Source organism: Paenibacillus sp. WLX2291 (assembly GCF_046603665.1).
GTDB lineage: Bacteria > Bacillota > Bacilli > Paenibacillales > Paenibacillaceae > Saccharibacillus.
The window spans coordinates 1,435,438-1,448,579 of record NZ_CP176755.1; the positions used below are offsets into that span (position 1 = coordinate 1,435,438).

Consider the following 13,142-nt stretch of genomic DNA (forward strand, 5'->3'; position numbering starts at 1 on the left):
ATGCGGAATATCAAGCATGCACGATGGGCTATGTGGCAGCATGATGACGGAATCAATGGCATATCATCATCTACAGCATCACATGCTTCATTTACAAATGCCGATGCGAATACTGGAGATACAACAGCACCTTCCATAGCTACACCCGTCGTTCAACTTGAGCAGGTCAGCAAGCGTTACGGCAACCGAGAGGTACTACATAGTATCGATTGGTCGATACAATCCGGTGAATGTTGGGGTGTGATCGGACCGAATGGTAGTGGCAAAACGACATTGATGCAGCTGATCGCTGGGACGGAGCATGTTCACACTGGTCAAGTATCGTTACAGGGTCAGGCGTTGTCGAGCTACCGCCGGCGCGATATTGCCCGATTCATGGCGGTGCTGCGTCAGGATGGATTGGCTCCGCTGCATGATCCGGTGCGCGAAGTGGTAGCGATGGGGAGATACCCGTATCAGAACTGGCTCGGTCGTGACGAAGACCCAGATGTAGAGAAATTGCTGCATACCATCATGGAGCGACTTGATTTGCTATCGTTGGCGGACAAGCCACTGGATCAATTGAGTGGTGGGCAGCGGCAGCGGGTAGCTTTTGCCAAAGTAATGGCGCAGCAGCCACAATTGCTGCTGTTGGATGAACCGACGACGTATCTGGATATTGCATACCAGGTGCATTTTATGGAATGGCTGGATCAATGGCGCAAAGAAACTGGTATTACGGTCGTTGCTGTGCTGCACGATCTGAATCTGGCAGCGCGATATTGTGATCGCTTGCTCGCACTGGATAACGGGCAGGTACTTATGAACGGTACGCCACAGCAATTGATGCAGGAAGATGTCATTCGTCAGCTATTTCATATTCAGCCTGCTATCGTGCATCATGATGAGATTGATGTGCCACAGCTGCTGTTAAAACGCGGAAAAGGAATGGAAGCTCGCAAAGCGGCGGAATAGAATGATAGAATCATATGCACGATGAACGACTTTTGCATGATGCCCTTACGTAGATGAACGATAATATTGGTTGGTGTCAGGGTAAATATACAATCTACAATCACACAATGCCATAATCACAAACAGTATGCGCAGCGAATCTACGCGGCATACTGTCTTTTATTTTCAAATGGCTATGCAGTAAGCCATCCTATACGCCAAGTAGCAACAGCTACACAAAGGAGTGATCCAATGGACAAGCAAGCAGCTGTTATTATGTTACAGGGCACAGCCTCGGATGTCGGCAAAAGTATGATCGCTACCGCATTATGCCGATTGTTCAGTCAGGACGGCTGGCGCACCGCGCCGTTCAAGTCGCAAAATATGGCAAACAACTCCTACGTTACGTTGGATGGCAAAGAGATTGGACGCGCGCAAGGGGTACAGGCAGAAGCATGCGGTCTGGCAGCGACCACAGATATGAATCCCATTCTGATCAAACCGACTGGCGATATGCACTCTCAGATCGTTGTGCATGGCAAACCGTATGCACAGATGAGTGCTTGGACATACCGGGAAGACTTTTTGCCACAGGCACAGCAGCTTGTGATGGATGCACTTAACCGACTGCGAGCACAGCAGGATATCGTTGTGATCGAAGGTGCAGGCAGCCCGGCAGAGATCAATTTGAAAAGTCGCGATATCGTCAACATGAATCTCGCAGGCTGGGCAGATGCGCCCGTGCTATTGATTGCGGATATTGATCGCGGCGGTGTATTTGCTTCACTCGTCGGCACCCTACAATTGCTGGAACCACACGAACGAGAGCAAGTCAAAGGGTTGATTATTAACAAATTTCGCGGTGATCCGGCATTGCTACAACCGGGCATCGACTGGCTGGAACAATATACGGGCATTCCTGTGCTGGGCGTACTGCCGCATGATACTGACTTACAGTTGGATGCGGAAGATTCCCTTGCACTGGAAACGCGGCGGTATCACCATGATCCGGCAAAAGAATTGGATATCGCTGTTATTCGCTATCCGCGCATCTCTAATTTTACCGATTTTGACATGCTGGAAGCGGAGCCGGATGTGTCGGTTCGCTATGTCGAGCATGCTGGACAGCTTGGTGTACCGGATGTTGTCATTTTACCGGGGAGCAAGGATACGTTGTCCGATCTGCAATATATGCGCGAACGCGGTCTGGATGTAGCTTTGCAGCAATTACGCGATTATAAACCTGTGCCATTGATCGGCATTTGCGGTGGGTATCAGATGCTCGGTTATACACTGACCGATCCGGGTGGATACGATTCGCCGCATATTCGCACGGAGCCGGGGTTAAACTGGTTGCCGGTGACGACGGTATTTGCTTCGGAAAAGAAAACGGTTGTGGTGGAAGGTCATTTGCGGAGTGAGGCACTGCGTATGTTGGAGCCGATTTCTTCTGAGGAAACAACGCCTGCGCTGATTCCTGTGACTGGCTACGAGATTCATATGGGAGAAACGATATGTGCGGAGATGGAGCATCATCAGCCGCTGTTTACGCTCAATCATGTCGCAGAAGTGGTCAACGATGAGGAAGTCGAAGAGTCAGATACTGCAAGCATCATAACAAGCACATCAGAAAGAAGTACAGTAGAGGACAGCAAAGTCGAAACGGATTGGCAAAATGCAGGCGTTGATGGCTGTATATCACCAGATGGCTCGGTATGGGGGACGTATTTGCATGGAATCTTTGACAATGATCTGTTCCGTCGTCACTGGCTGAATATGTTACGACAGCAGAAGGGGCTGGAACCGTATCCTGTAACGGTACAAACGGAACCGTATCGTCAGCAAGCGTTTGATCATATGGCAGAGCTGGTTCGCGAGCACTTGGATATGGAGCAGATTTGCGAGATTGTCCGAGCTTCTATTGAACGGGATGAATAGTAAAGCATGAGTACGTCGTCATAATACAAAAAAGCAGAAGTCGCTAGATGGACTTCTGCTTTTACATATTCATAATTGATCAGCATCAGCATCAGCATCAGCATCAGCATCAGCATCAGCATCAGCATCAGCATCAGCATCAGCATCAGCATCAGCATCAGCATCAGCATCAGCATCAGCATCAGCATTGCTGGATTACTTCAGTTTAAACTTGCTAACCGCAGCTTGTAACGAGAGGGCTTGTTCATTCAGCTCTTCCATTACCGCAGCATAAGCGAGCATTTCGGACGATTGACGCTGGGTGTTTTTGGCGATGCCTTTGATGTTATCAAGTGCTTTTTGCGTAATCTCGGCGGTTTCATCTACCGATGCGCTCACCTGTTCAGAACCGGCGGAGATTTCTTGCGTAGCCGCGGATGCCGATTGGACAGTCATATTGACCTGTTGCACCAGCTCCACCAACTGATCAAAGGATTGACCTGCTTGCTGCACAAGACGTGTACCAGATTGCACCTCTTCGCTGACACGATTCATCGACTCGGTCGATTTGAGTGATTCTTCGCGAATGGATTGCAATGCGGATTCGATCTGCTGAGCAGCACCGCGCGATTGGTCTGCCAGATTACGAACCTCAGCAGCAACAACGGCAAAGCCGCGTCCATGCTCCCCTGCGCGTGCTGCTTCGATGGAAGCGTTCAGCGATAGCATTTGAATCTGTTTCGTAATCTCGCCAATCGATAGCAAAATCTGACTGATTGCTTCGGAGCGATTAATAAGCATTTGTACAGATTGACGAGTATCGGATACAACCAGCTCGACCGAATTCATTTGATCGACTGCATTTTGTGCCATACCATTACCAGCTACGGCGTGATCGGATGCTTCACCCAGTTGCTCTGAAATGTCGGATGTCGAAGTTGCAATATGCTGAATACCATTGGTGATCTCTTCCATCGCGCGTGCATTTTCGGTAGAGGAGGTAGCAATCGTTGTACTGCCGTCCTTAATCGTATTGATGGACGTTACCGATTGATCGACCATGCCCTGCATTTTGTTAATACGCGTTGTCAGAGCTTCGGTACCAAGCGATACTTTTTCCGAGCTATCCAGCACTTGATTAACCATCGTGCGCAGATTTTCGGTCATCAGACGAAAACCGCGTGCTAGCTGGGCGATCTCATCGCTGCCCGTCATTTTAATATCCTGCTGCAAATTACCTTCGGCAACGAGACGGGTATGACGAACGAGGCGCGCTAGTGGCAACGTAATTTTACGGCTGAATCGGTACGCTACGATCATGCAGACAATCGCCGCCAAAAGCGCAACGACGAGTGTTGTCCAGATCAGGTTGGCGGTAATTCCATCGACAAAGCTTGCGTCCATACTGGCGGCAACAAGCACCGAGCTTCCCGGAATATGATAATAGTACGTAACATGCGAACCGGTGTCTGTGCTGTACAGATCAGTTAGCAGCTTACCTTTGTCCATCGCGGTATTGATGTTTTCATTCAATTCCACTTCTTGCCCTTCTTTGAAGTTCTTCGATTTGCTGGCAAGAGCGGCAACGACTGCTTTATCTTTTTCTACACGCAATACATATAGATTATCTAGCTCATACGTAGTCAATTGATCGCCCAGATAAGATTCCAGCTTCATGATTTCACCGCTGTTACCTTGAGCTGCCTGCATGACCTGTGTATTGTCGAGATCTTTTAAAATACCATCCATCGCGATATTCAGTACCTGACGGAACTGAGGCACCACATTTTTGTCAACAATCCCTCTAGTCATCATATAGAAAAAGATACTCATGACCAGACAAACCGCGATAATCAGCAGGGCAAACGTCACCATGATTTTGCGGCTGATCGATTGATTGATAAAACGAAACATATGAATTCCCCTTCCTCTACTTGACGCATGTACAGTCTAAGATGTTAAAAATCGCGTCTATCCATTCTTATTTCCAGTGCAATTTCTCTCGGCGTAATATTAGCTAACACGAATCATTCCAATATTAGAACGGTACTCGTCTACATGGAGCAGGTTGTAAAGTTTTGATGTATGTAGTAATGAGCATCCAGCACCCAATGAGCGCATCGTCTCCCTTCCAGCTTTCGTCAATTCATAATCTGTTAGTATCAGTATGAACACAAGACCAGGCTACTTATATGCTAAAGGTACTAAGCAAAAAGACACAAATGATTTCTTATTTTATATCAATTGACCGTCGTTTGAATAGTTCTTTTTACATGTAAAATGTCAAAAAAATAAAAAAAACCGCAAAAATAATAAAAATTTGGCAAAAAAATCGAAAAATATATCATATGATTAACACTACTTGTTTACTGGGCATTATGATACAATGGTTCATGCATTCGTTGTTTATACACAAAATGTAGAAGAAAAGGGGAGAATTAACGAATGAACGTAGGATTGGTTATTTTGAATGTGCTTCTGCTCGTTGTATTGATCGGCGTGCTATTCTGGATGCAGCGTAAGCATGTTTCGTTTACGAAGCGCGTATTTACAGGGCTGCTGCTCGGTATTGTGCTAGGGGCATTGATTCAATGGATATATCCGGCAGATTCGAAGATCGTCTCGGATTCAATGGAATGGTATAGTCTGATCGGTAACGGTTATGTCGGGTTGCTGCAAATGGTCGTGATTCCACTTATTATGGTATCGATTATTATGGCAATCCTGAAGCTAAGTGGCGGTCAGAATCTCGGCAAAATCAGTACATCGATTCTGCTCGTATTGCTGCTCACGACAGCGGTAGCTTCGGCGGTCGGCATCGCTGCCGCGCTAGGCTTCGGCTTGTCGGCAGAAGGAATGCCAGTCGGTGAAACCGAGCAGCAGCGTGGTACTGTACTGGAAGAACGATTAGGCGAAGTAGAGGACAAGTCATTACCTGCGCAGTTGCTTGAATTTATTCCGACGAATCCGTTTGAAGATATGACGGGTGCACGTCCATCGTCCACGCTCGCTGTGGTGATCTTTTCCGCATTTGTCGGCGTGGCAGCGCTTGGATTTATGCGTAAACATCCTGAGCAGGGTGAAGTGTTCCGCAATCTGATGGAATCCATCTATGGTGTGGTCATGCGACTCGTCACGATTATTTTGCGCCTGACGCCTTACGGCATTCTGGCACTTATCGCCAAAATGGTCGCGACTACGAGCGGACAGGACATTATGAATCTGTTCAAGTTCGTCATCGCTTCGTATGTAGCGCTCATCGCCATGTTTATCATTCATCTGGTGATTCTGGCATTTAGTGGACTCAACCCGTTCCAATATGTGAAAAAGATTATCCCAACGCTTACCTTTGCCTTTACATCACGTTCCAGTGCGGCAACGATTCCGCTGAATGTGGAAACACAAACGCATAAGCTGGGCGTATCGGAAGGTATTGCCAATCTGTCAGCAAGCTTTGGCGCAACGATTGGGCAAAATGGCTGTGCTGGTATTTATCCATCCATGCTGGCGATTATGATTGCGCCAACTGTAGGCATCAATCCGCTGGACTGGCAGTTTATTTTGACCCTGATCGCCGTTGTGACGATCAGCTCGCTCGGTGTGGCAGGGGTTGGTGGTGGAGCTACGTTTGCCGCATTGATCGTATTGTCGACGATGAATATGCCGGTTGCACTCGCTGGTCTGCTGATCTCGATAGAGCCATTGATCGATATGGGGCGTACAGCGCTTAATGTGAGCGGCTCGCTGACAGCGGGTGTCGTTAGCAGTCGTGTGCTCAAAGAGCATGACCGTGAGAAGTACGATGAACCAGATCGCGGTCTGGATACGGTAGAAGCGTAAACAATCAGTAACAAGAGCAATACACTTGTAGCATAAGAGAAAGCATGCAGAACCGAATTTTTTTCGGGATTTGCATGCTTTTTTGATTGTGTTCATCTATACTATTTCCGAGTAATCATATGATATTGCAGAAATAACGGAAATATATCATAAGTATACGGAAGAAGGTGTCGCTCGTTATTCCGTTAGAATCATACTTATAGAATCCATACCCAATCTAGTATTTGACGCCATATACGATCAGCATCAGTGGAAACGGAGGAGGCTGTGTATGCGCAATTCTGCATCATCCCGTCATCATACGGATTTTCGTGAGCAGTATCGTAGTCAGCATGAGCATCTAGTGATCGGGCAAATGTCCGGTACATCGCTGGATGGGCTGGATACCGCGCTTGTGCACATTACGGAACATGAGCATGGAGTACCTTCGGTGGAGCTGTGTGCCTTTCACTTTATTCCCTATCCACCAGAGCTGCGCGATTGGCTGCAAGCATTATGCTCACCACAAACGGCGCGTATTGATTGGCTAGTTCAGGCACATGCTGGAATTAGCGAATGGCATGCGTATGCAGTGCAGCAATTGCTGACAGAACAGCAGCTAACCAGTGATGATGTGGATCTTATTGCTATGCATGGGCAAACGGTATGGCATGCACCAGAGCCGCAGCCTTTTCCGGGACCGGAAGGATCACCGTTTGCTGTTCGTGCGACATTGCAGATTGGCGAATTGGCAGTTGTGCAGGAGCGTACGGGCATTCCGGTTGTCGGTAATTTTCGGGCAGCGGATATGGCGGCAGGTGGAGAAGGGGCGCCGTTAACGCCTTATGTGGATGGATTGCTGTTTGGCAGTGAGCAGGAAGGTCGGATTATTCAAAATATCGGCGGCATCGGTAATGCTACCGTTCTGCCTGCTGGAGGGCGACAACAGGATATCTGGGCATTCGATACCGGACCGGGCAATATGATTATGGATGAGCTGGTACGATTGGACACGAATGGAAGGCTACACTACGATCCACAGGGAGAAATTGCAAGTTCTGGACAGGTAAATGAGGCACTGTTGTCTTTATATATAGATGATCCGTATTATGACCGCAAGCCACCGAAAAGCACCGGGCGCGAAGTGTACGGCGCTGCCTTTGCGCATCAGTTTTGGGAGCAGGGAAGGCAGCAATCGCTCTCTTTTCCCGATATATTGGCGACGGCAACTGCATTGACCGCGGCTACAATTGCACAGGCGGTAGAACGTTGGATTATTCCGCAGCATGACATACACACTCTGCTGACGTGTGGCGGTGGCTCGTTCAATCTGACCTTGATGCGAATGCTGGAGCAGCGCTTGCCGACAGGCATAACACTAGGGCGTACCGCCGATCTGGGTGTGCCGGATGAAGCGCGCGAAGCGATGGCTTTTGCACTTCTGGGGCATGAGGCATTGATGGGTAGAACGGCTAATTTGCCCGCTGTAACCGGAGCATCGCATCATACGATTCTTGGCATGATGGGGTTGTAGAGACTACATTCCTGTGATAAAGTTAAACAGGTTTTCAGCAAATTTTCACCATTTTCGCGGTTCGTAACCATCCCGCGTTATCAAAACTAGGGGGAAACTGGATTGTTCAACATAGGTTGGGGTATTTTATTCGTGCTTGTGATTTATACATTATTTGTACTCAGTTATCGTTTGTTTGGGATTAAAGGGATGTATGGCTGGATTGCCATCGCCGCTATTCTCGCCAATATTCAAGTGATCAAAACGATTGAACTCGCAGGTGTAGTGACGACGCTTGGCAATACGCTATATGTCAGTATGTATCTGGCAAGCGATTTGCTGAACGAGCGCTTCGGTCCCAAGGTGGCACGTCGCGCCGTCTGGTTTGGCTTTTTTACCTTGATTGTAACGACGATTGTTATGCAGATGGCATTAAAATTTGAAGTTGCACCGGGTGTGGATATTTCCTCGGATGCGCAGGCAGCGCTGGAATTGATTTTTGGAAATATTTCCATTCTGCTGATTGCGAGCCTGACTGCATATCTGGTCAGTCAGCTGTTGGACGTGCGATTGTATCGCTGGCTGCGTCGCTCATTCCCGGCACCGAATCAGTTGTGGATTCGCAACAACGGCAGTACGATGATCAGTTCATTTGTTGATACGCTGATCTTCTGTACTATCGCATTTATGGGGATGTATGAATGGTCGGTCTGGCTGGAAATTCTATTTACGACGTATATTTTAAAATTCATTCTGACTGCTGTCGGTACGCCATTTCTGTATCTGGCACGCAGCTTCAAGGTGCCAGCTGAAGATCAGCCACTGCTGATTCGCCCGGCTGCTGCCAAAGGCGAAGCGGAATAAAGGTTATGCCTAATGCGTAAGCAATACTCGCATATACAAACAAAACACGCCATTCTCTACTTGAGTACGTAAGAGAAATGGCGTGTTTGCTTTTGCATTCATCCAAAATGATGAATGACTGTCGAACAACTCAGTTGCCGATGACGGTTAATTCTTTCGGAAACGAGGATAGTACATCAACACCTGTGTCGGTTACGATCACATCGTCTTCAATGCGCACACCACAATGTCCGGGGATATAAATGCCCGGCTCGACCGTAAACAGAACACCGGATTCCAGCAGCGTTTCGTTGCTGCCGTGTACTGACGGATATTCGTGCGTATCCATTCCAAGCCCATGACCAAGGCGATGGATAAAGCGATCTCCATAGCCCGCTTCGGTAATTACATCGCGTGCCGCTTTGTCAATTGAGGCAAAGGTAACACCCGGTCGCGTAGCTGCAATCGCTGCTTCGTTGGCAGCAAGAACTGTATGATACACGTTTGCCGTCTCATCATCTACATCACCTAGCGCAAAGGTGCGGGTAATGTCGGAAGCATATCCATTGTAAAACAGACCAAGATCGAACATCACCAGCTCGCCGGATTGCAGCTTGCGGCTACCCGGTACGCCGTGCGGCAACGCAGTATTCGGACCGGACAATACCATCGTGTCAAAAGCGGCTTTTTCGGCGCCGACTTTTTTCATTTGGTATTCCAGCTCGGCAACGAGATCAATCTCAGTTATACCGACGCGTACGCTGGACAGACCACGGCGCAGCACTTCTTCGATTTTCTGAATCGAAACGATCATGCGCTGCACTTCGTCCGGCGATTTACGCGAACGCATGCCGTTCAGCAGACTGCCGATATCGCTATAGCTCTCAGCGCCAAGTTCGGCGGACAGCTGTTCAAAGCGCGCTACGGATAGATGCTCTTTTTCCACGCCCAGTTTGCCGATTTTGCCTTTGACGCAATGCTTCAGGCGTACATATGGGTTGTCGGTATCGGTATGCGTTTCGATGCGTTCTACAGTAGACACGCTGCGTGCCTTGTCTTCATCCAGAGCGGGCAGCAGAATAAACGGCTCGTCTCCGTCTGGAATAAATAAGCCGAGAAACCGCTCATGCGGATCGCTCGCGAATCCGGTCAAATAATATACATGCTTCGGATCGGTGATCAGCAGGCTATCCAAACTTGCCTGTTTCATCAATCCGCGCAGAGTAGCAATTCTATCGTCCATCGGTTAGCAGCTCCTTTGATTGCTGGATCGTTATCTAGATTCTGAATCAATATCAACATCTTCTATTGTAGCGTGTTCCCCGAGTGAACGAAAGCAGTCGACTCTGCAATCAGCTGGCAGCTGCCAGTGCGGATTGGATATCTTTGATCTGTTCCAGATGGCGCTGCTCGTGCAGACCGATAAATTCCAACCATTCTTCTAGCGTTAGCGGTCCAAATACTGGATGGTTCATCGTTTTTTGCTTCAATTGCTCTGGATCAGCAGTTTCCACCACTTGCTCCAGACGATTGCGTGAGCGATCCAGACGCGTATGCAGCTCTTGTAAAGTGGCATGCTTATCAGCAGGCACCAGATTGGATGGCGCCGGGATTTTGCGTGAACGATCCAGCGTCAGGTAAAATGTAGGCGTCGCGCCATCTGCACGCGACAATGGCGGCGGAGTCGGTTCGGTTTGCTGTAATGTAGCATTCAAGCGTTCAGTAATCGCTTGTTCCATTAAATACATATGCTCCAATACCTGTGCAATACTCCACTGGTCAGGTTGCGCGTGTTCATTCAGTATCGTCTCATCCAGAGTATCGACAAAGCTCCAGACTTGTTCACGAACAGAAATAGTATGAGGATGGATCATAACAATACCTCCTTGGGTTGGTGTTGCGGATTAGGTGGAACATTCGGTACTGTCTATCTACCTTGAGCAGAACCGATTATAATTGCAGAGTACCCGGTTCAGCGGAGCGTTGAAACGCGAGTCTGCCTTTCCAGCCTGTTATAGAGGATTATACACCATCTGTCACGAATATGACTGTGACCGCTGTTATCGCTGTTATGTACATATTTTATTAAGGATAAGGATATACCCATACCTTTGTCATATCACCTTGTTGCTGAATAATTCAATACTGCCGCAATCAGGGTAATAAAGAGCAGCAGACCCCAATACCCGCAAAACGAAAAGCGAAGGGAGCATCATCATGACATCAATGGACTCCGGTCAGCCGGAACCGCAGCAACAACGAGAAATGGAAGAAGATTACGGCTATGCCGCTATCTATACTGCACAATTGCTTTATAAGGAAAAGCCGGTCATCGACCGGGAAGCATTGTACGCCAAAGTGCTGGAATATACAGGGCCCGTACGTACTGCCGAAGATCTGGCAGAAGATGCGGAAGAGACACTCGCCGTGTGGGAAGCGCGTAGTGAAGCAAGCAATAGTGAAGAAGAGGATCAGGAAGATCATTATCACTTTTTTCATCTGAATCATACGCTGGAATATCAGGAAGGCTCTATGCCGGTACAGACGGCGTTGATGCCAGCAACCACCGCTCCATTGCCATCGATGTATGAGACGGCGATTCAGCAGTCTTGGCATTGGCCAGAAGCAGGCGCTGTGCTGGAACAATGCAGCTATGAACTGTTGCTGACGGATATGATGGCAAGAGGCATGCCGCCGCAAGAGAGATTGTCTTTGTTCAATAAAGTGATGCGTGCCGTCCTAGAGGTCGCTCCATGTGATGCAGTCTATTACAATGCAAGCGACAAACTAGTATCGGCGGAAGCGTTATTACAGGCGCTGGAGCAGGATCAGCAGCTATATGGTGCGCTGAATATTCGCTTGTACAGCATTCCGTCTGATGAAGAACGACGCGAGATGGTGATGGACAGCTGCGGCTTGTCGGCGCTTGGTGTGCCGGATGTGCAGTGTCATTTTTACGATATGGAACCGGCGGAAGTGGCGCAGTTTTTGATGAATGTAGCGGATTATATTTACCATCAGGGAGACATTATTACCGACGGAGAGACAATCGGGATGCAGGAGGATCAGCGCTGGAAGGTAGAGCACCAATATTCGCTTGTTGCTCCGCGCCGAGTAGTACTTGATCTGGACCCGGGGCAAACGTATTATGCCGGTCATCAGCAAACCGGACATTCCGATGGTGGACAGGAACAGGTTTAATTCATGGACTATTATCGATTACGATTTGAAGAAAGTGATGAAAATTATTATTTTGAGGTGGATAGTGAGCGAACCGTATTGCGTCAAGTGATTGAAGACGAAGGACGCTGGATCGTATCCTGCCGCTCAGATGAGGAACTGCATTTCTGCTTATATGATCAGGAGTTTGATCAGAGTATGGATGATGCAGAAGGCGAAGATATTACCCGTGAGCAGTTTGAACAGGTATGGAGCCAAGCGACTGCACCGCACCGCCGGGAATGGGAGCAGACCAAAGCCAAATTCCAGTTTGGCGATGTGGTGAGTGGGATTATCGAAGTCTTTTATCCACAGGGTGTTATTCTCAGTCTGCCTAATGATGCGTATGGTATTATCGACGACGGGGAATGCAATGCAGCCGTGCCGCCAGAAACACGATATCCGGGCTATATGGTCAAAGCGGTCGTGACCGGGCTGGATGAAGTGAATATGTGGCTACGTCTATCGTGTAGTTAATCGTAAATAATGAAACAGGAGATTGATAAAGTGAAAACACTGATCTCAATCATTCAACCCCGTTTGGAGCAAGCACAACTGCTGCCGGACGGATTGTGGGAACTGCTGGATGAACAGGCTTATTTGGACTACCGGGACAGTGCTGATTTTGACGCTGCCTGGATTGCAGCGTATCAGAAGCTACACCGAGATGGGCTGAAGCCAGTAGAGCAAGAACAGATGCAGGAATGGAGTCGGTTGGCTTTTGATCAGGTGATTCGTGCTTCTGGTAGCGGTGATCTGGCTGCCTATATCGCCGATGATATCGATCTGATCTTCTGTGCGCATCTGTTAGGAGTGGAGGACGAATTTGTCCACTGGCTGGCAGAATGTTATGCCGAGCAGCGTCTACCTGCCTGATCATTCCAAAAGAATATAGGAA

At 48.3% G+C, this 13,142-nt stretch carries 11 protein-coding genes; 8 read left to right on the top strand and 3 right to left on the bottom strand.

The annotated features are described in order from the left end of the window. Positions 1–954 carry an ABC transporter ATP-binding protein gene (locus ACDE64_RS06200; protein ID WP_411349364.1) on the top strand — a complete coding sequence of 318 codons (954 nt, stop codon included), beginning with the start codon at positions 1–3 and terminating at the stop codon, positions 952–954. Between the two features lie 231 nt (positions 955–1,185). Continuing rightward, a complete protein-coding gene (locus ACDE64_RS06205) occupies positions 1,186–2,871 on the top strand; it encodes a cobyric acid synthase (protein WP_411349365.1) in 1,686 nt (561 codons plus the stop codon). A 195-nt stretch (positions 2,872–3,066) separates the two neighbouring features. Here ACDE64_RS06205 and ACDE64_RS06210 read toward each other — a convergent pair whose 3' ends face one another. Next, the gene (locus ACDE64_RS06210) at positions 3,067–4,764 is read right to left on the bottom strand and encodes a methyl-accepting chemotaxis protein (RefSeq protein ID WP_411349366.1); all 1,698 of its coding nucleotides are present in this window, start codon (positions 4,762–4,764) and stop codon (positions 3,067–3,069) included. 531 nt (positions 4,765–5,295) lie between these two features. Here ACDE64_RS06210 and ACDE64_RS06215 point away from each other — a divergent pair. The 3 genes from ACDE64_RS06215 to ACDE64_RS06225 all read left to right on the top strand — a co-directional run bounded on the left by ACDE64_RS06215 (position 5,296) and on the right by ACDE64_RS06225 (position 9,046). Next, positions 5,296–6,690 carry an L-cystine transporter gene (locus ACDE64_RS06215; protein ID WP_411349367.1) on the top strand — a complete coding sequence of 465 codons (1,395 nt, stop codon included), beginning with the start codon at positions 5,296–5,298 and terminating at the stop codon, positions 6,688–6,690. A 271-nt stretch (positions 6,691–6,961) separates the two neighbouring features. Continuing rightward, a complete protein-coding gene (locus tag ACDE64_RS06220) occupies positions 6,962–8,203 on the top strand; it encodes an anhydro-N-acetylmuramic acid kinase (protein WP_411349368.1) in 1,242 nt (413 codons plus the stop codon). 102 nt (positions 8,204–8,305) lie between these two features. Next, complete coding sequence (locus ACDE64_RS06225; protein WP_411345617.1) at positions 8,306–9,046, top strand: queuosine precursor transporter; 741 nt, start codon at positions 8,306–8,308, stop codon at positions 9,044–9,046. 130 nt (positions 9,047–9,176) lie between these two features. On the opposite strand, the gene ACDE64_RS06230 is transcribed toward ACDE64_RS06225, so the two are convergent. Beyond that, entirely contained in the window at positions 9,177–10,268 is a 1,092-nt protein-coding gene (locus ACDE64_RS06230; RefSeq protein WP_411349369.1) for a M24 family metallopeptidase, read from the bottom strand. A gap of 109 nt (positions 10,269–10,377) precedes the next feature. Further along, on the bottom strand, positions 10,378–10,899 hold the full coding sequence (locus tag ACDE64_RS06235) for a DinB family protein (RefSeq protein WP_411349370.1): 522 nt from the start codon (positions 10,897–10,899) through the stop codon (positions 10,378–10,380). A gap of 343 nt (positions 10,900–11,242) precedes the next feature. Here ACDE64_RS06235 and ACDE64_RS06240 point away from each other — a divergent pair, with 343 nt between their 5' ends. From ACDE64_RS06240 to ACDE64_RS06250, 3 genes are read left to right on the top strand one after another with little or no spacing between them, the layout of a single operon-like run. After that, positions 11,243–12,226 carry a DUF4261 domain-containing protein gene (locus ACDE64_RS06240; RefSeq protein ID WP_411345620.1) on the top strand — a complete coding sequence of 328 codons (984 nt, stop codon included), beginning with the start codon at positions 11,243–11,245 and terminating at the stop codon, positions 12,224–12,226. 3 nt (positions 12,227–12,229) lie between these two features. Next, positions 12,230–12,721: a hypothetical protein gene (locus ACDE64_RS06245; protein WP_411345621.1), complete on the top strand. Its 492-nt coding sequence runs from the start codon at positions 12,230–12,232 to the stop codon at positions 12,719–12,721. A 30-nt stretch (positions 12,722–12,751) separates the two neighbouring features. After that, complete coding sequence (locus tag ACDE64_RS06250) at positions 12,752–13,120, top strand: hypothetical protein (RefSeq protein ID WP_411349371.1); 369 nt, start codon at positions 12,752–12,754, stop codon at positions 13,118–13,120. The last annotated feature ends 22 nt before the right edge of the window (positions 13,121–13,142 follow it).